The organism is Methylobacterium sp. J-076, from assembly GCF_022829405.1.
Classification (GTDB): domain Bacteria; phylum Pseudomonadota; class Alphaproteobacteria; order Rhizobiales; family Beijerinckiaceae; genus Methylobacterium.
In genome coordinates this window covers 136,802-155,231 of the sequence record NZ_JAKSXW010000130.1, presented here as the reverse complement: position 1 = coordinate 155,231, position 18,430 = coordinate 136,802, and the positions used below count along the sequence as shown (strand labels likewise).

The 18,430-nt window shown below is 69.5% G+C and carries 15 protein-coding genes; 9 read left to right on the top strand and 6 right to left on the bottom strand.

From position 1 onward, the window contains the following. Positions 1-8: 8 nt before the first annotated feature. The 3 genes from MKK53_RS14765 (at position 9) to ppx (ending at position 4,758) form a co-directional block, all read left to right on the top strand. Positions 9-722 (top strand): DnaA ATPase domain-containing protein, encoded by a 714-nt coding sequence (locus MKK53_RS14765; RefSeq protein WP_243929447.1) that lies wholly within the window; start codon positions 9-11, stop codon positions 720-722. 92 nt (positions 723-814) lie between these two features. Next, positions 815-3,205 carry an RNA degradosome polyphosphate kinase gene (locus tag MKK53_RS14760; RefSeq protein WP_243929446.1) on the top strand — a complete coding sequence of 797 codons (2,391 nt, stop codon included), beginning with the start codon at positions 815-817 and terminating at the stop codon, positions 3,203-3,205. Positions 3,206-3,216: 11 nt separating this feature from the next. Then, positions 3,217-4,758, top strand: a complete 1,542-nt coding sequence (gene ppx / locus MKK53_RS14755; protein WP_279599042.1) for an exopolyphosphatase — start codon at positions 3,217-3,219, stop codon at positions 4,756-4,758. Between the two features lie 148 nt (positions 4,759-4,906). Here ppx and MKK53_RS14750 read toward each other — a convergent pair whose 3' ends face one another. Further along, on the bottom strand, positions 4,907-5,155 hold the full coding sequence (locus MKK53_RS14750) for a DUF3297 family protein (protein WP_243929445.1): 249 nt from the start codon (positions 5,153-5,155) through the stop codon (positions 4,907-4,909). Next, on the bottom strand, positions 5,152-5,820 hold the full coding sequence (locus MKK53_RS14745) for a CatB-related O-acetyltransferase (protein WP_243929531.1): 669 nt from the start codon (positions 5,818-5,820) through the stop codon (positions 5,152-5,154). The genes MKK53_RS14750 and MKK53_RS14745 overlap by 4 nt, the downstream gene beginning before the upstream one ends. Before the next feature lie 72 nt (positions 5,821-5,892). Between MKK53_RS14745 and MKK53_RS14740 the strand changes: the two genes are divergently transcribed. Continuing rightward, entirely contained in the window at positions 5,893-8,223 is a 2,331-nt protein-coding gene (locus tag MKK53_RS14740) for an NADP-dependent malic enzyme (RefSeq protein ID WP_279599041.1), read from the top strand. Positions 8,224-8,305: 82 nt separating this feature from the next. Here MKK53_RS14740 and MKK53_RS14735 read toward each other — a convergent pair whose 3' ends face one another. The 4 genes from MKK53_RS14735 to aspS form a co-directional block, all read right to left on the bottom strand. After that, complete coding sequence (locus tag MKK53_RS14735; RefSeq protein WP_243929444.1) at positions 8,306-8,614, bottom strand: hypothetical protein; 309 nt, start codon at positions 8,612-8,614, stop codon at positions 8,306-8,308. After that, complete coding sequence (locus MKK53_RS14730; protein WP_243929443.1) at positions 8,611-9,690, bottom strand: acyltransferase family protein; 1,080 nt, start codon at positions 9,688-9,690, stop codon at positions 8,611-8,613. Before MKK53_RS14730 ends, MKK53_RS14735 begins: the two co-directional genes overlap by 4 nt. Next, entirely contained in the window at positions 9,687-10,556 is an 870-nt protein-coding gene (locus tag MKK53_RS14725; protein ID WP_243929442.1) for a glycosyltransferase, read from the bottom strand. Before MKK53_RS14725 ends, MKK53_RS14730 begins: the two co-directional genes overlap by 4 nt. Before the next feature lie 179 nt (positions 10,557-10,735). Further along, positions 10,736-12,580, bottom strand: coding sequence for an aspartate--tRNA ligase (aspS, locus tag MKK53_RS14720; protein ID WP_243929441.1), 1,845 nt, complete (start codon positions 12,578-12,580; stop codon positions 10,736-10,738). Positions 12,581-12,825: 245 nt separating this feature from the next. On the opposite strand from aspS, the gene rnd reads away from it, so the two are divergent. The 5 genes from rnd (at position 12,826) to xoxJ (ending at position 18,415) form a co-directional block, all read left to right on the top strand. Continuing rightward, the gene (rnd, locus tag MKK53_RS14715) at positions 12,826-13,989 is read left to right on the top strand and encodes a ribonuclease D (RefSeq protein WP_243929440.1); all 1,164 of its coding nucleotides are present in this window, start codon (positions 12,826-12,828) and stop codon (positions 13,987-13,989) included. A gap of 96 nt (positions 13,990-14,085) precedes the next feature. Next, entirely contained in the window at positions 14,086-14,373 is a 288-nt protein-coding gene (locus MKK53_RS14710; protein WP_243929439.1) for a hypothetical protein, read from the top strand. 650 nt (positions 14,374-15,023) lie between these two features. Further along, positions 15,024-16,829 carry a lanthanide-dependent methanol dehydrogenase XoxF1 gene (xoxF1, locus tag MKK53_RS14705; protein ID WP_243929438.1) on the top strand — a complete coding sequence of 602 codons (1,806 nt, stop codon included), beginning with the start codon at positions 15,024-15,026 and terminating at the stop codon, positions 16,827-16,829. A 132-nt stretch (positions 16,830-16,961) separates the two neighbouring features. Then, positions 16,962-17,570: a c-type cytochrome, methanol metabolism-related gene (locus MKK53_RS14700; RefSeq protein ID WP_243929437.1), complete on the top strand. Its 609-nt coding sequence runs from the start codon at positions 16,962-16,964 to the stop codon at positions 17,568-17,570. 41 nt (positions 17,571-17,611) lie between these two features. Further along, complete coding sequence (gene xoxJ / locus MKK53_RS14695) at positions 17,612-18,415, top strand: rare earth element methanol dehydrogenase accessory protein XoxJ (protein WP_243929529.1); 804 nt, start codon at positions 17,612-17,614, stop codon at positions 18,413-18,415. Positions 18,416-18,430 lie beyond the last annotated feature (15 nt).

Sequence of the window (18,430 nt, the reverse complement as noted above, 5' to 3'; positions counted from 1 at the left end):
CGCGCGACATGCCCAACGACTCCCCGCCCCGGCAACTCACCTTCGACCTGCCCTTCGATCCCCGCTACGGGCGCGAGGATTTCCTCGTGGGCGACGCCAACGAGGCGGCCTACGGGCTGATCGAGGCATGGCCCGACTGGCCCGACCGGGTGCTGATGCTCACCGGGCCGGCGGGCAGCGGCAAGAGCCACCTCGCGGCGATCTGGGCGGAGCGCGCCCATGCCTGGACCGTGCCAGCCTCCGCCGTGACGCACGAGCGGGTGCAGCACCTCGCCTCCAACGGAGCCCTCGTGGTGGAGGATGTGGACAGGCCGGAGGGCCGCGACGAGGCGGCCCTGTTCCACCTGCTCAACCTCGCCCGGGAGCGGGGCAGCCCGGTCCTCCTCACCAGCGGGCGGGCCATCGATGCCCTCGGTCTGGCGACGCCGGACCTGCGCTCGCGCCTGCGGCTGGCCCCCGGCGTGGCCATCGAGGCGCCGGACGACGCCCTGCTCAGGGCCGTGCTGGTGAAACTGTTCGTGGATCGGCAGCTCATCGTCGATCTCGGGGTGATCGAGGCCGTCGCCCTGCGCATCGACCGCTCCCTCGGCCGGGCCCGGGACGTGGTCGCCGAACTCGACCGGGACGCCCTCGGCCGCGGCCGGCGGATCAGCCGGCCCCTGGCGGTCGCCGTCCTGCGGCGCATGGGCCTCGACGGGGCGGCGGAGGACGGCGACCCGTAGCGCCACCGACTGTCATGGAACTGTCGTGACGCCGCCGCAGGTCGGGTGGTAAGGGGCGCGCGACCGGCGATACGAAAAGACGGGACATTCCGATGGACTCGACGCCCAAGCCCTTCGACGACAAGGAGAAGGGGGATACGGCGGATGGCACGGCTGCCGCGGCGGCCCAGCCCCCGGCTGCCCGCCGGCAGACGCCCTCCCGCCGCCCGGCGCGCCCGAAGACCGATGAAGCGAGCCCGGCGGCCGATGTCGGCGACGAGTGGCCCACCTCTCCCGCCGTGGCGGAGCCGGCAGCGGCGCCCATCGGCCCGGCGAGGGATCCGGTGGTCGAGGCCGGGCGCAGCCTGCGCCACGCGCCGGAACGCTTCGTCAACCGCGAGTTGTCTTGGCTCCAGTTCAACCGGCGGGTGCTGGAGGAGGCGTCCAACGGCAACCACCCGCTACTGGAGCAGCTGCGCTTCCTCTCGATCTCGGCCAACAACCTGGACGAGTTCTTCATGGTCCGCGTCGCCGGCCTGCACGATCAGGTCCGCGCCGGCATCACGATGCCCTCGCAGGACGGGCTGAGCCCGTCCGAGCAGCTGGCGCGGATCGGGGCCGAGGTGGCGACGCTGGCGGCCGACCAGCAGCAGCGCTGGCGGGAGCTGCGGCAGGAGCTCCACACCTCCGAGATCGACCTCGTGGAACCCTCGGACCTGTCGGCCGACCAGGCCGCGTGGCTGGAGGACTACTTCCTCACCTACGTCTTCCCCGTGCTGACGCCGCTGGCGATCGACCCCGCCCACCCGTTCCCGTTCATCCCGAACCTCGGCACGACGCTGGCGCTGATGCTGGTGCGCCCCCGGGACGGGCGGGTGCTGCGGGCGCTGATCCGCATGCCGGGCCTGCTCGACCGCTTCGTGCGCCTGCCCGCGGCGGAGGGCGATTCCCAGGCCCGGTTCATCGCCATCGAGCAGGTGATCGTGATGTTCACCGGCCGCCTGTTCCCCGGCTACCTCGTGAAGGGGCAGGGGGCGTTCCGGGTGGTGCGCGATTCCGACCTCGAGATCGAGGAGGAGGCCGAGGACCTCGTCCTCCACTTCGAATCCGCCCTCAAGCAGCGCCGCCGCGGGGTGGTGATCCGCATCGAGGTCGAGGCGGGCATGTCGGAGGAACTGCGCAACTTCGTCGTGGACGAGTTGGAGATCTCGTCCGACGCCGTGTTCCTCGTGGAGGGGATGCTCGCCCTCAACGAGCTGTCGCAGATCGTCGGGATCGACCGGCCCGACCTCAAGTTCAAGCCCTACACGCCGCGCTTCCCCGAGCGCATCCGCGAGAGCGGCGGGGACGTCTTCGCCGCGATCCGGCAGAAGGACTTCATCGTCCACCACCCCTACGAGTCGTTCGACTCGGTGGTGCAGTTCCTGGCCCAGGCGGCCCGGGACCCGAACGTCATCGCCATCAAGCAGACCCTCTACCGCACCTCCTCGAACTCGCCCATCGTGGCGGCGCTGGCCGAGGCGGCGGAGCTGGGGAAGTCGGTGACGGCCCTGGTGGAGCTGAAGGCGCGCTTCGATGAGGAAGCGAACATCCGCTGGGCGCGCAACCTGGAGAAGGCCGGCGCGCAGGTGGTGTTCGGCTTCGTGGAGCTGAAGACCCACGCCAAGCTGTCGATGGTGGTCCGCCGGGAGGGCGACCGGCTCGTCACCTACTGCCATGTGGGCACGGGCAACTATCACCCGATCACGGCGCGCATCTACACCGACCTGTCGTTCTTCACGGCCGACCCGGCCATCGCCCGGGACGTCAGCCGGATCTTTAACTTCATCACCGGCTATGCCGAGCCCGCCGAACTGGAGCGCATGGGCGTCTCGCCGCTCACCCTCAAGAACCGGCTTCTGGAGCATATCGAGACGGAGGTCGCCCACGCGAAGGCCGGGCGGCCTGCCGCGATCTGGATCAAGTGCAACTCCCTGGTGGACCAGCAGATTATCGACGCGCTCTACGACGCGTCGGCGGCGGGGGTTCAGATCGATTGCGTGGTGCGCGGCATCTGCTGCCTGCGGCCGGGCATCCCCGGCCTGTCGGAGACGATCCGGGTGAAGTCGATCGTCGGGCGCTTCCTCGAGCACGGGCGCATCTACGCCTTCGGCAACGGGGTCGGACTGCCGCATCCCAAGGCGATCGTCTACATCTCCTCGGCGGACCTGATGAGCCGCAACCTCGACCGGCGCGTGGAGGCCCTGCTGCCGATCACCAACCCCACGGTCCATCAACAGGTTCTGGACCAGATCATGCTGGCGAACCTGCTCGACAACCGGCAGAGCTGGCGCGTGCTGGCCTCGGGCGGATGCGAGCGGATCCAGCCCTCGGACGGCGAGGAGCCCTTCAACGCCCACAAGTACTTCATGACGAACCCGAGCCTGTCGGGCCGCGGCAAGTCCTCGAAGAAGTCGAGCCCGCGGGCGCTCAGCCGGCGTGCCCGCGTCACGCAGAACGACTAGGACCGATCCGCTTGGCAAGCCCCAGCGCCATCCTCACCCCCGCGGCCTTCGCGGAGAAGATCCGCACCGACCGGTCCCGGCCGGTGGCCATCATCGACATCGGCTCCAACTCGGTGCGGCTCGTCGCGTATGACGGGCTCAACCGGGCGCCGACGCCGATGTACAATGAGAAGGTGCTGTGCGGCCTCGGCCGGAACGTCTTCACCACGGGCCGCCTCGCCGACGAGGCGGTGACCAAGGCGCTCGCGGCCCTGGCGCGGTTCCGCGTGCTGTGCCGGACGATGCGGGTCTCCCAGGTCTTCGTGCTCGCCACGGCGGCGGCCCGCGACGCGCAGAACGGGCCCGACTTCCTCCGCGCCGCCGAAGAGGCCTGCGGGCAGCAGATCCAGCTCCTCTCCGGCCGCCGGGAGGCCGAGCTGTCGGCCCTCGGCGTCGTCTCCGGCTTCCACGCCCCGGACGGGGTGGTGGGCGACATGGGCGGCGGCTCCCTCGAACTGGTGGATGTGCGGGGCACCGTCGTCGGACAGGGGGTGACGATGCCCCTCGGGGGCCTCACCCTGCAGGACCTCTCCGGCGGCTCCATCAAGAAGGCCGGCAAGCTCGTCCGCGAGCACATGCGCAAGGCTGCCCCGCAACTGGAGACCCTGAAGGGCCGGACCTTCTACGCGGTCGGCGGCACGTGGCGGGCCATCGCCCGGCTGCATCAGGCCTCGCGGGGCTACCCGGTCCACGTGATGCACGGGTACACGGTCGATCCCACCGACGAGCTGAGCTTCCTCCAGATCGTGGAGCAGACCGACGCGTCGCAGCTCCAGGACGTCGAGGCCGTCTCCGAGGCGCGGCGCCCGCTCCTCGCCTACGGCGCGCTGGTGCTGGAGGAGATCATCCGGGTCGGGCGGCCCCGCGCCGTGGCGATCTCCGCCTCGGGCGTCCGCGAGGGTTTGCTGTTCGAGCAGCTCGACCGGGACACGCGGCTCGTCGACCCGCTCCTCGCCTCGGCGGCGGAGTTCAACGCCCTGCGGGCGCGGGCCCCGGGCCATGGCGAGGAGCTGATCGCCTGGACCGACCGGTTCGTGGCGACCCTCGACGGGCCGGAGACGGCCGACGAGCGCCGCCTGCGCCACGCCGCGTGCCTCCTGGCCGATGTCGGCTGGCGGGCGCATCCGGATTACCGGGGCGAGCAGAGCATCGCGGTGATCCAGAACGCGGCCTTCGTCGGCGTGGACCACCCCGGCCGGGCCTATCTCAGCCTCGCCGTGTCCTCCCGCCATATCGGCGTCGCGCCGGAGAAGGCCAATCCGATCCTGCGCGCCCTCGCCGGGCCGCGCTTCTTCGAGCGGGCCCGGCTGCTCGGCGCGCTGTTGCGGGTGGCCTTTCCGGTCTCGGCGGGGATGGACGGCGCCCTGCCGCGGGCGCCTCTGACCGTCGAGGACGGTCGCGTCACCCTGCGCCTGCCGGTGGAGTGGACCGCCCTCAGCGGCGACCGGCTCCTGAACCGGGTGCGCGGCCTCGGCCGCATCATCGGCCTCGACGGGCGGATCCTGTTCAACTGATCGGGGGGCATGAGCGGGAGGTGGGGTGGTTCAGGAGGCACCGGGGCGCTTCACCCGGCACCACCCCCACCCCAATCCCTCCCCACAGGGGGGAGGGGACTCGCGCGAGGCCGCGGGACCACCCGATCCTGGGTTCGCGGAAAACCTGTCAGCCCTCTGCCGGCTCGCGGAAATAGGGCTCCACCGTGCCCTTGAGCTTCACGGTCATCGGGTTTCCCGCGCGGTCGAGGGTCTTGCCGGCGGAGAGCCTCACCCAGCCCTCGCTGACGCAGTATTCCTCGACATTGGTCTTATCGACGCCGTTGAAGCGCACGCCGACGCCGCGCTCCAGCAGGGCTTCGTCGTAATGCGGGCTGCTGGGATGCGCCGCGAGGCGGTCGGGGGGCGTATCGCTCATCGCCTCGGTCCGGGTTCGATGTCCTGCGCCGCGCGGGGTGCGGGCGCGGCCCCGCCGTTACGGGATTCCTCGGCCCCGCGCAACGCGGCCAGCAGGGTGTCGATCCGCCCGCTCTGCAGCAGCGGGACGAGCCGGCCGACCTCGGCCCGCGGGAGGTCCCACCAGGCCGACGCCACGAGGGCCTGCGCCACCTCCGGCGGGAAGCGGTGGCGGACCACCCGCGCCGGATTGCCGGCCACCACGCCGTAGGGGGGCACGTCCCGCGTCACCACCGCCCGGGCGGCGACGACCGCCCCGTGCCCCACCGTGACGCCGGACAGGATCATGCAGCCCGAGCCGAGCCACACGTCGTGGCCGATCACCACGTCCCCCCGGGACGAATGGTAATCCTCCGGTGCGTCGGCCCCCGGAAAGTGCCCCCGCATCGCGGCGAAGGGGTAGGTGGAAGCCCAGTCCAACCGGTGGTCCCCGCCCAGCAGGATCTCCACCCTGTCGGCGATGGAACAATACCGGCCGATCGTCAGCTTCCGGCCGCTTTCGGGGAAGCGGACCTTGGGTCGGCCGTAGGAATAGGAGCCGATGGAGAATCCGTAGCGCCCCGCCAGACGGGCGAGGTGCAGCCGGGTTTCGTTGAGCGGGTTGCGCCCCCTGCGCAGGCGTTGCAACAGACCCATCAGAGCACGGCTCCGCCGGTCCGTAGGGCCCGGCAGCTAACGGGACGAGCGGGAGAGCGATCGATGGCCGACAACATGTCCGATGACCTCAAGGCCGGGGCGCTCGTCTATCATCGGCTGCCGCAGCCCGGAAAGCTCGAGATCCAGGCGACGAAGCCGCTCGGCAACCAGCGCGACCTCGCGCTCGCCTATTCCCCCGGCGTCGCCGCCGCCTGCATGGCGATCTACGACGACCCGCAGGAAGCCGCGACCCTCACCATCCGGCAGAACCTCGTGGCCGTGCTCTCGAACGGCACCGCCGTGCTCGGCCTCGGCGACATCGGCCCCCTGGCCTCGAAGCCGGTGATGGAGGGCAAGGCCGTCCTGTTCAAGAAGTTCGCCGGCATCGACGTGTTCGACATCGAGGTGAACCAGAAGGACGTCTCCAAGCTGGTGGACGTGGTCTGCGCCCTGGAGCCGACCTTCGGCGGCATCAACCTCGAGGACATCAAGGCCCCCGAGTGCTTCGAGGTGGAGGAGCAGTGCCGGGCGCGGATGAACATCCCGGTCTTCCACGACGACCAGCACGGCACGGCGATCATCGTGGCGGCGGCGGTGCTGAACGGGCTGGAGCTCGCCGGCAAGACCCTGCAGGACGTCCGCATCGTCACCTCGGGCGCGGGCGCGGCGGCGCTCGCCTGCCTCAACCTGCTCGTGTCGCTGGGTGCGCGGGTCGAGAACATCACGGTCACGGACATCAAGGGCGTGGTCTACAAGGGGCGCCCCGAGCTGATGGACCGGTGGAAGGACGTCTACGCCAAGGACACCGACAAGCGGACCCTGGCGGAGGTGATCCCCGGGGCCGACGTGTTCATCGGCCTCTCCGCGGGGGGCGTGCTGAAGCCCGAATTCCTCCGGGAGATGGCGCCGAACCCGCTCATCATGGCGCTGGCGAACCCCTACCCGGAGATCCTGCCCGACCTCGCCGAGAAGGAGCGGCCGGACGCGATGATCTGCACCGGCCGGTCGGACTTCCCGAACCAGGTCAACAACGTCCTGTGCTTCCCCTACATCTTCCGCGGCGCCCTCGATGTCGGTGCCCACAAGATCAACGAGGAGATGAAGAAGGCGGCGGTGAAGGCCATCGCGGCGCTGGCGCACGAGACGACCTCGGATGTCGTCGCCCGCGCCTATGGCGGCGAGGCGCGGCCCTTCGGCCCGAAATCGCTGATCCCGAGCCCGTTCGACCCGCGCCTGATCCTGCGCATCGCCCCCGCCGTCGCCCAGGCGGCCATGGATTCGGGCGTCGCCGGCCGCCCGCTGGAGGACATCGAGGCCTATACGGAGAGCCTGGACCGGTTCGTCCACCGCTCCGGCCTCATCATGAAGCCGCTCTTCACCAAGGCGAAGGAGAACCCGAAGCGGGTGATCTACGCCGAGGGCGAGGACGAGCGCGTGCTGCGGGCCGTGCAGGCCATCGTGGAGGACAGGGTCGCCCTGCCGATCCTCGTCGGCCGCCCGCGGGTGGTGGAGAGTCGGCTCAAGCGCTTCGGCCTGTCGATCAAGCTCGGGCGCGACTTCGAGCTGATCGATCCCGAGGACGATCCCCGTTACCGCGCCTTCGTCCAGACCTACCTGGACGTCGCCGGGCGCCGGGGCATCACCCCCGACGCGGCGCGCACGCTGGTGCGCACCAACAGCACCATCATCGGCGCCATCGCCGTGCGCCGGGGCGAGGCCGACGCGCTGATCTGCGGCCTGGAGGGCCGGTTCGAGACGCGGCTGCGGATCATCCGCGACGTGATCGGCCTGCAGCCGGGCATCAAGCAGCTCGCGGCGATGAGCCTGATCATCACCAACGAGGGGCCGTACTTCCTGGCCGACACCCATGTCCGGGCGAACCCGACGTCCGAGGAGATCGCCGAGATCGCCCAGGCCTGCGCCAACCACGTGACCCGCTTCGGCATCACGCCGAAGATCGCGCTGCTCAGCCATTCGGATTTCGGACAGTCCGACTCCGCCTCGGCCATGAAGATGCGGGAAGCCCTGGCGATCATCGAGGAGCGGGACCCGGGCCTTCAGGTCGATGGCGAGATGCAGGCGGATTCGGCCCTGTCCGAGATGGTGCGCGAGCGGGTGCTGCCGGGCTCCCGTCTGAAGGGCGCCGCCAACGTGCTGATCTTCCCGAATCTCGACGCGGCCAACATCGCGTTCCAGTTCGCCAAGGTGCTGTCCGACGCGCTCCCCATCGGGCCGCTGCTGATCGGCCCGGCCAGGCCCGCCCACATCCTCACCCCCTCGGTGACCGCCCGTGGCATCGTCAACGTGACGGCGGCGGCGGTGGTGGAGGCCCAGTCGGTGCACGGCACGCCGCGGGTCGGCGGCGAGGCCGGCGCGGGCATGACGTCGGAGTGAGGAAGAGGCCCTTCGCGGGCCGCGACGGGGGACGATGGCTCCCGTCGCACTCCCCTGGATCGCTTCCCGGCGGCCACGCGGTCTACGGATCGGGCGCCGACCGCCGGACGAGCCCCGCCTCGAAATCCCGCAAGGCGCCCCTCACCAGCGCGGCGACCTGATCGGCGGAGCGGGGCGCGTCGATGATGAGGCTGGTGAGGATATCCGTGCGCCGTCGGCGCTGCTTGGCCGTGCGGGCGTGGTTCGACAGGCGCAGGTGCCAGGGGCTGCCGGGCCGGTGGAGATAGAGGCTGTCGCCCCGCTCGTTCCGGGCCGCGACCGCAAACCCCTCCGCGCCGAGCAGACGGGCGGCCAGATCGAGCGCGGCGCGCGGCGGCAGGGTGGCGTTCACGGGCCCGCGGGCTCGATGGTACCGAGGCTCCGGCGCCCGAGGGTCCGCGCCTTGAGGGCGAGGGCCGGGCGCTCCACCGCGTACCACGACAGGGCCGCCACCGGCAGCGTCGCCGCCAGCGCGGGCACCAGCAGGGCGAGGCCCGTGGGCGCGGGCCACAGGGCGTGCAGGGTCTGCTGCACCGGCCAGCCGTAGAGGTAGATCCCGTAGGACAAGTCGGCCCGGGGATCGAAGGGCTTCGCCGCCAGGGGTCCGACGGCGAGCCACACGGCGGCGTAGGCGGAGGCCAGGAACAGCAGCGGGGGGTAGGCGGGCGTCCGCGCCAGCACGAACAGGGCGATGCCGAGGCACAGCATCGCCGGAGCGGAGACGCGCAGCCGGTCCCGCCAGAGGTACAGGCCGGCGCCGGCGGCGAAGATCAGGGGCAGGCGCAGGGCCGTCTCGGTACCCTTCGGCAGGGCGTCGCCGTGCAGGGCGATTTCCCAGCCGAGGGCCACGGCGAGACCGAGGCAGAGCAGGGCGACGGGCCACCGCCGCCGGAAAAGGCCGCACAGGGAGGCGGCCACCACGCCGCAATAGCAGAGCACCTCGTATTTCAGGGTCCAGACGGTGCCCAGCGGCGCCCGGTAGGGGTTCGCCTCGAACACGCCGGGCAGCGCGGCGTTGCTCTTGAAGGTGGTGAGGGTGCCGCGGATGAACGTCCACAGGCCCGGATCGCGCCAGTATTCGCCGGCCGGCAGCCGGCTCATGGCCGCCCCGAGGAAGAGCGAGACGACGAGGGTCGCGGCCACCAGCCCTGGCAGGATGCGCAGGGTCCGCGCCACGACATAATCCCGCAATCCCCGGCGGTCGCAGCTCATGGTGACGAGGAACCCCGAGACGGCGAAGAAGCCGTTCACCGCGTGTTCGCCGAGGGTGTAGCCCGTGGCCCGGGCCAGGGGCTCATCGGAGACGGCGCCGGTGGTGACGCTGAAGGCGTGGGACACCACCACCGCCAGCGCCAGCCCGAGGCGCAGGCCGGTGAAGCCGTTGGGGCCGCGGGCCAAAGCCTCGGCGATGGTCGGCGCGCCGCTCACGACAGGCCCTCCCGGCCGAGCGCCCCGCGCCCCCGCCACGCGGCGTAGGCGCCCGCCACCGAGCCGCCGTAGCGTTCGAACCCGGCCCGCCGGAAGGCGAGGACCGCCAGGGCGGCCTTGGGCAGGTTGACGATCATCGTGGACGGGCTCGGATCCGGCAGGCCGTATTTGCGGCTCACATAGGCCCGCGACCACGCCTGATGCCAGCGCGACCGGAACACCCGGCCCCGCGCCGGCGCCGAGGATCGGCCGCGCCCGTGCCGCGCCACCGCCCCGTGGACATGGACCAGCGAGCGCCCGGTATCGGCCACCCGGCGGCAGAGATCGTCGTCCTCGTAGAACAGGAAGATCGCCTCGTCGAAGCCTCCGAGGGCGAGGAACAGGTCGCGTTCGACCATGAAGCACGCCCCCGAGAGGAACGGCGCGCAGGCATCGCCCGTGGGCAGGTCGCGCCGGCCGGGGGGGTTGGTGAGGTAGGGGGCGAGGAGTGAGCGCGGCTGGTAGAAGAACCGCCCGTCCGGCTCGACGATCCGCGGGGCGAGGAGCCCGGCATCGGGCCAGGCCCGCGCGGCGTCCCGCAGGGCGGCGGCGGCGCCGGGCTGCAACTCCACGTCGGGGTTGACGATCAGGACCCAGGCGGCGCCCGCGGCGGCGCGGACGCCGATGTTGTTGGCCCGGCCGTAGCCCTCGTTGCGGGCGTTGCACACCACGCGGGCACCGGCCGCCCCGGCCACCGCGACGGTGGCGTCGCGGCTGGCATTGTCCACGACGAGGGCCGGCACGCCCTCCCGGGCCAGGGCCGCGAGGCAGGCGGGGAGGGCGTCGGCGCTGTCGTGGGCGACGACGATGGCCACGAGGTCGCTCATACCCTCCATCGACTACGAGTGCAGCCCTTGGCCTCGCCACTCTCCATCGTCATTGCGAGCCGAGCGAAGCAATCCAGCCGGCACTGCCGCCTCCGAAGAGGTCGCGCTCCGGATTGCTTCGGCTCCGCCTCGCGATGACGGAGCAAGCCTTGGCCTGGGCTACTCATGAAGGAGCGACGTCAGGCCTTCTTCTCCGGCAGGTTCAGGCGGATGTGCAGCTCGCGGAGTTGCTTCGCCGTCGCCTCGTTGGGGGCGCCCATCATCAGGTCTTCGGCCCGCTGGTTCATCGGGAACAGCACCACCTCGCGGATGTTCGGCTCGTTGCACAGGAGCATGACGATGCGGTCCACACCCGGCGCGATGCCGCCGTGCGGCGGGGCGCCGAGGCGCAGGGCGTTGAGCATGCCGCCGAACTTCGCCTCCAGCACGTCCCTGCCGTAGCCGGCGATGGCGAAGGCCTTCTCCATCACATCGGGGCGGTGGTTCCGGATCGCGCCGGAGGACAGCTCCACGCCGTTGCAGACGATGTCGTACTGGAACGCCTTGAGGTCGAGGATCTGCTTCGTGAGCGCCCCGGTCTCGCCCGAGGCCGCCAGGGCCTCGACGTCGAAGGCCAGGAACGCCTCCCGGTCGATGTTGGGCATCGAGAACGGGTTGTGGGAGAAGTCGACCTTCTTGTCCTCTTCGTTCCACTCGTACATCGGGAAGTCGGTGATCCAGCAGAAGGCGTACTGATCCTTGTCGGACAGGTTCAGTTCGTCGCCGATGCGAACGCGGGCCTTGCCGGCGAGGCCCGCCGCCTTCGCCTCGGATCCGGCCGAGAAGAACACCGCGTCGCCCGCCTTCACCCGCGCCTTCTCGGCGATGATCGCCTGGACCGGGGCCGGGATGAACTTGGCGATCGGCCCCTTGCCGACGAGCTGCCCGCCTTCCTCCTCGAACACCACGTAGCCGAGGCCCGGCGCGCCCTCCGAGCGGGCCCAGTCGTTGAGCTTGTCGAAGAACGAGCGCGGCTGGCCCGCCGCCGCCGGAGCCGGGATGGCGCGCACGACGCCGCCCGCCTTGATCGCGCCCTTGAACGCCTTGAACTCCACGTCGTCGCGGGCGAACTCGTCGGTGACGTCGGCGATGAGGAGGGGGTTGCGCAGGTCCGGCTTGTCCACGCCGTACTTCAGCATCGCGTCGGCGAAGGTGATGCGCGGGAACGCCTTCGTGACCCGCTTGCCCTCGGCGAACTCCTCGAACACGCCGCGCAGGACCGGCTCCACCGCCTGGAACACGTCCTCCTGGGTGACGAAGCTCATCTCGATGTCGAGCTGGTAGAACTCGCCCGGCGAACGGTCGGCGCGGGCATCCTCGTCGCGGAAGCAGGGCGCGATCTGGAAATAGCGGTCGAAGCCCGCGATCATCGTCAGCTGCTTGAACTGCTGCGGCGCCTGCGGCAGCGCGTAGAACTTGCCGGGATGGACCCGGGACGGGACGAGGTAGTCGCGGGCGCCCTCCGGCGAGGAGGCCGTCAGGATCGGCGTCTGGAACTCGAAGAAGCCGCCCTCGCGCATCCGGCGGCGCAGGCTGTCGATGATCGCGCCGCGCTTAATGATGTTGGCGTGCAGCTTCTCCCGGCGCAGGTCGAGGAAGCGGTACTTGAGGCGGGTCTCCTCGGGGTATTCGACATCCCCGAAGACCGGCAGGGGCAGTTCGCCCGCCGGGCCCAGCACCTCGAGCTCGTCGATGTAGACCTCGACCGCGCCGGTCGGCAGGTCGGCGTTCTCGGTGCCGGCGGGGCGGGTGCGGACCCGCCCGTCGATGCGGACCACCCATTCGGAGCGCACGGCCTCGGCCGCGGCGAAGGCCGCCGAATCCGAATCCACCACGCACTGCGTCACGCCGTAATGGTCGCGCAGGTCCACGAACAGGACGCCGCCATGGTCGCGGACGCGGTGGCACCAGCCGGAAAGCCGGACGGTCTGCCCGACGTCGGACGGGCGCAATGCCCCGCAGGTGTGGGTACGGTAACGGTGCATGGCGGTTTCTTCTTGGAGGAAGGCCGGCACCATTCACGCGGGGGTCCCCAAGTCAAGCGCGTCCCGCCCGGTCGATGCCGCGCGCGCACACCCGGGCGGGACGGGCGGGCAGGCGCGGCGGACGGACGCGCCCGCGGCGGGGCGCGGCTGCACGGCGCGGGGAAAATGCGACAAGTCCCCTGGAAATAGGCCGGCTTCCGCCTGCGCGGCTCCCCAACCCGCCAAGGCTTGCGTATAGCCGGATCATGGACCTGATCACCGACACCGCCGAACTTCGCGACGTCTGCACGCGGCTGTCCGCGCAGCCCTTCGTGACCGTCGATACCGAGTTCATGCGGGAGACGACCTACTATCCGAAGTTGTGCCTGATCCAGATGGCCGCCCCGGACGGGAGCGCGGTGCTGGTCGATCCCCTCGCCGCCGGCCTCGATCTGCAGCCCTTCGTGGATCTGATGGCCGACGAAGGCGTGGTGAAGGTGTTCCACTCGGCCCGGCAGGACCTCGAGATCGTCTGGATGCTGGGCAAGATGCTGCCGCATCCCTTCTTCGATACGCAGGTCGCCGCCATGGTCTGCGGCTACGGCGACTCGGTCTCCTACGAGCAGCTCGTCAACGACCTCGCCAAGGCCAAGATCGACAAGTCCTCGCGCTTCACCGACTGGTCGCGCCGCCCCCTGTCGGACGCGCAGCTCGCCTACGCCCTGTCGGACGTGACGCACCTCGTGAAGATCTACGAGGAGCTGGTGGCCGAGCTGCTGCGCACCGACCGGGGCGCGTGGCTCGATGAGGAGATGGGGGTCCTCACCTCGCCGGAGACCTATCAGGCCGATCCGCAGCAGGCGTGGCGCCGCCTCGCCGGGCGGATGCGCAAGCCGCGGGAGATCGCGGTGCTGATGGAAGTCGCGGCATGGCGCGAGCGGGAGGCGCAGTCGCGCAACGTCCCCCGGGGGCGGGTGCTGAAGGACGAGGCGGTGATCGACGTCGCCTCGGCGGCGCCGCGCAGCGTCGAGGCGCTGGGGCGGCTGCGCACGATCCCCGCCGGTTTCGAACGGTCGCGCACCGGGGCGGACATCCTCGCGGCGGTGGAACGCGGCCTCGCCAACGACTCGTCGGCGATCGCCGTGCCGGAACGCGTGCGCCGCTCCGGCGGCAACGGCGCCCTGGTGGAACTGCTCAAGGTGCTGCTGAAGGCCGTGTGCGAGGCGGAGGGCGTGGCGCCCAAGATCATCGCCACGGTGGACGACCTCGAAGCCCTCGCCGAGGACGACGAGGCGGAGGTGCCCGTCCTGCAGGGGTGGCGCCGGGTGCTCTTCGGCGAGAAGGCGCTGGCCCTGAAGCACGGCCGGCTCGCCCTGTCGGCCCGGGGCAACCGCATCGTGGTGCACGACCTCACCGTGACGGTCGTCTGAGCTTTCCCGGGATCCTTATCACAAGACGGTGACACACGGCCCGGACGGGACTAAGCGGCAATGGGCTTGCCGTTTTATCCTGACGTCCGAGTCCTGATGTCCGAGCCTGGGGACGATCCGAACATCCACAGCGGCCGCGGCCTCGTGCAGGCCGAGGGGTGCGAGCCGGTGCGCGTGCGCTATCGCCTCGTGATCGAGAAGCGGCCCGAAGGGGCCTTCGCCCACGGTACGCTGACGGGCCGCCACACGGGCCTGTGGCCGATCTGGCTGGAGCCGGATGCCCAGCTTCGCCTGAAGAGCGGGCGCACCTTCGCGATCTCCCTCACCGACCTCGTCGGGGATGTCGCCGAGTTCGAGGCCACCGGACCCGTCCCGGAACTCTAGATCCACCCGCACAACCTATGCGCGATTCCGCCCGTGCGGCCCGACGGCCGCCGCGGGCGCTTGCCGGATCGTCCCGTCGCATCCGGGGCGATCATGCGGCGAGACGGCGCAACTCCTGGCGAACCGTTGAGCTTGCATCGAGTCCTGAGCCGTGGGCGGCCCCGTGACGCGTCCCGCACCGCGGCAAGCAGGCCGACCCCCGCCGAAGGATCCGCAAGACGCCCGCCCGAGCGGCTATACTCATGACGAAGCATGAGCTTTCCTGAGTCGAGCCGATCCAGTGAGGGCTGTTTTCCCCTGCGTACACGGATCCGTGAAAGCTTTTGACCGCACCGCACAACGGAGTTGTGCAGGGCACCAACTTGGCCGTATTCGGCAAGCGGAAACCATCAAGGCGTTGAAGACGGAATACGTCGTGAAACTGCGTGTTGACGGCGCTCAAAAATCTCTTAAGGTCCGTTTCAGCTTCGGTTTCGAGGGGGCAGCCTAAGGGGATGGGCAGCCTCTGGCCGGAAGTCGGGAAGACTTCCGTCACCCATACGCCCGCTATCGAAGTTCTATCCCTGTCGCGAAAGAGTCAGATTGCAGTTCTTCCAGCATTGCCTCCAGGCGTGTCTTGAGAACTTGATAATGACTTGTCGGAGGAATCCATGAGAGCGGTACATCTCCTTGCCCTCGGGGCAGGCGTTGCGGCCGTTGCCGCACCGGCGCTCGCCAACGAGAGCGTCCTTAAGGGCATCGCCAACCCTGCCGAGCAGGTGCTTCAGACGGTCGATTACGCCAACACCCGTTATTCGAAGCTCGACCAGATCAATTCCAAGAACGTCAAGGACCTCCAGGTCGCCTGGACGTTCTCGACCGGCGTGCTGCGCGGCCACGAGGGCTCGCCGCTCGTCGTCGGCAACATGATGTACGTGCACACCCCGTTCCCGAACATCGTGTACGCTCTCGACCTCGACCACGACGCCAAGATCGTGTGGAAGTACGAGCCGAAGCAGGATCCGTCCGTGATCCCGGTCATGTGCTGTGACACGGTCAACCGTGGTCTCGCCTACGCCGACGGCACCATCATCCTGCACCAGGCCGACACGACCGTCGTCTCGCTCGACGCCAAGTCCGGCAAGGTGAACTGGTCGGTCAAGAACGGCGACCCGTCCAAGGGTGCGACCAACACCGCGACCGTTCTCCCGGTCAAGGACAAGGTCATCGTCGGCATCTCCGGCGGCGAGTTCGGCGTGCAGTGCCACGTCACCGCCTACGACCTGAAGACCGGCAAGCTCGCCTGGCGCGGCTTCTCGGAAGGTCCGGATGACCAGATCCTCGTCGACCCCGAGAAGACCACCGAGCTCGGCAAGCCGATCGGCAAGGACTCCTCGCTGAAGACCTGGGAAGGCGATCAGTGGAAGACCGGCGGCGGCTGCACCTGGGGCTGGTTCTCGTACGACCCCAAGCTGAACCTCGTGTACTACGGCTCGGGCAACCCCTCGACCTGGAACCCGAAGCAGCGTCCGGGCGACAACAAGTGGTCCATGACCATTTGGGCGCGTAACCCCGACACCGGCGTCGCCAAGTGGGTCTACCAGATGACCCCCCACGACGAGTGGGACTACGACGGCATCAACGAGATGATCCTCACGGATCAGAAGGTTGACGGCAAGGACCAGCCGCTCCTGACGCACTTCGACCGCAACGGTTTCGGCTACACCCTGAACCGTGACACGGGCGCCCTGCTCGTGGCCGAGAAGTACGATCCGGCCGTGAACTGGGCCTCCAAGGTCGACATGGACAAGGGGTCCAAGACGTACGGCCGTCCGCTCGTCCTGTCGAAGTACTCGACCGAGCAGAACGGTGAGGACGTGAACTCCAAGGGCATCTGCCCGGCGGCCCTCGGGTCGAAGGATCAGCAGCCGGCGGCGTTCTCGCCCAAGACCAACCTGTTCTACGTGCCCACCAACCACGTCTGCATGGACTACGAGCCGTTCCGGGTGACCTACACCCCGGGCCAGCCCTACGTCGGTGCGACCCTCTCGATGTACCCGGCCCCGAACTCTCACGGCGGCATGGGCAACTTCATCGCTTGGGACGGCGTGAGCGGGAAGATCAAGTGGTCTGATCCGGAGCAGTTCTCGGTGTGGTCGGGCGCGCTCGCCACCGCTGGTGACGTGGTGTTCTACGGCACCCTCGAGGGCTACCTGAAGGCGGTCGACGACAAGACCGGCAAGGAGCTCTGGAAGTTCAAGACCCCGTCGGGCATCATCGGCAACGTGATGACCTACCAGCACAAGGGCAAGCAGTACGTGGGCGTCCTCTCGGGCGTCGGCGGCTGGGCCGGCATCGGCCTCGCGGCCGGCCTGACCGACCCGAACGCCGGCCTCGGCGCCGTGGGTGGCTACGCGGCTCTGTCGCAGTACACCAACCTCGGTGGCCAGCTGACCGTGTTCGCTCTGACGAACTAATCGGCCGCAGCCAGACGCAGAAAAGGGTGCCGGCGCGGGCTTCCGCGCCGGCACCCTTGCGATTAAGTTACGGCGCCAAGAGGTCTCTGCTCGAAGGGAGACGGAAAGACCTCATTTAGGGAGACGCTCACGTTGCTTCACCTCAGCACCATCATCACGCGGCCTGTTCTGGCCGCCCTCGCCCTAGCGACCGTGTCCGTGGTCGCCGTACATGCTGAGGATGCCAAGCCCGATCCTGCCCTCGCCAACTCGCTCAACGCAAACGACAAGACCGCCGAGCAGGACCCCGAGCTTCTCAAGAAGGATGCGGCCGTCAAGATCGAGGACGGAAAGTACATGGATGCGGAAGGCCATCCGACCTTCCACGTCACCGACGACGGCAAGAAGCTCGACTGGTTCACCTATTCCGGCTACCGCCGCTATCACGCCGAGTGCCACGTCTGTCACGGTCCCGACGGCATGGGCTCGACCTATGCGCCGGCCCTCAAGGACTCGCTGAAGCACCTCTCCTACGAGGAGTTCATCGGCATCCTGGTCGGCGGCAAGCAGGACGTGAACGCCGCCGAACAGAAGGTCATGCCGGCCTTCGGCGACAACAAGAACGTCATGTGCTACTCGGACGACCTCTACGTGTACCTGAAGGCACGGGCCGCCGGCGCGATCGGCCGCATCCGCCCCAGCGAGCACGAGGACAAGCCCGACGCCGCCAAGAAGACCGAAAAGGAGTGCATGGGCTTTTGATAGTTCGTGCCTCCAGGCTTGCGATCCTCTGCGCCCTGTCGATGACGGCGGCGCAGGGGGCCCTCGCACAGCACCTGCCCGACACCGTCACGACGGACGTCCTGCGCGTCTGCGGCGATCCGGGCAACATGCCGTTCTCCGAGCGCAAGGAGGACGGCTTCGAGAACAAGATCGCCGCGATCCTCGCCGACGAACTGAAGGTGAAGGTCCGCTATTACTGGCTGACGCAGGGTCCGGGCTTCGTCCGCAACACCCTGGGGACCGGCCTGTGCGACCTGATCCTCGGTCAGGCCTTCGGCAGCGACCTCGTCCAGACCACCAATCCCTATTACCGCTCGGCCTACACCCTGGTGACCCGGGCCGGCGAGTTCGACGGCGCGACCGCCCTTGACGATCCGCGCCTGAAGGGCAAGAAGATCGGCGTCATCGCCGGCACGCCGCCGGTGAACCGCATGGGCGACCTCGGCCTCGTGTCGTCCATGAAGGCCTATGCGCCCTACGCCCTCGATCCCCAGCGCAAGCACCAGACGGTGGCCGCCGAGGTGATCGCCGACCTCGCGTCGAAGGACATCGACGCCGCCGTGCTTTGGGGGCCGGCCGCGGGCTGGCTCGCCAAGCAGAGCGGGACGGCCATGACCGTGACGCCCCTGCTCAAGGAGCCCGAGCGTCCGCCGATGGCCTACCGGATCGCGATGGGCGTCCGCCTCGGCGAGAACGATTGGAAGCGCACCCTCAACACCGCCCTGCGCAAGCGCCGGGCGGATATCGAGAAGGTGCTGCGCGACTACGATGTCCCGCTCCTCGACGAGGACGAGAACAAGCTGGCCGCGCCCGGCGAGCGGTAGGCCTGGGACACTGCG

Coding starts and splice junctions, on each gene's coding strand:
- MKK53_RS14765 (WP_243929447.1), top strand. CDS start 9: ATGCCCAACGACTCCCCGCCCCGGCAACTCACCTTCGACCTGCCCTTC.
- MKK53_RS14760 (WP_243929446.1), top strand. CDS start 815: ATGGACTCGACGCCCAAGCCCTTCGACGACAAGGAGAAGGGGGATACG.
- MKK53_RS14750 (WP_243929445.1), bottom strand. CDS start 5,155: ATGAGCGATACGCCCCCCGACCGCCTCGCGGCGCATCCCAGCAGCCCG.
- MKK53_RS14740 (WP_279599041.1), top strand. CDS start 5,893: ATGGCCGACAACATGTCCGATGACCTCAAGGCCGGGGCGCTCGTCTAT.
- MKK53_RS14725 (WP_243929442.1), bottom strand. CDS start 10,556: ATGAGCGACCTCGTGGCCATCGTCGTCGCCCACGACAGCGCCGACGCC.
- aspS (WP_243929441.1), bottom strand. CDS start 12,580: ATGCACCGTTACCGTACCCACACCTGCGGGGCATTGCGCCCGTCCGAC.
- rnd (WP_243929440.1), top strand. CDS start 12,826: ATGGACCTGATCACCGACACCGCCGAACTTCGCGACGTCTGCACGCGG.
- MKK53_RS14710 (WP_243929439.1), top strand. CDS start 14,086: ATGTCCGAGCCTGGGGACGATCCGAACATCCACAGCGGCCGCGGCCTC.
- xoxF1 (WP_243929438.1), top strand. CDS start 15,024: ATGAGAGCGGTACATCTCCTTGCCCTCGGGGCAGGCGTTGCGGCCGTT.
- xoxJ (WP_243929529.1), top strand. CDS start 17,612: ATGACGGCGGCGCAGGGGGCCCTCGCACAGCACCTGCCCGACACCGTC.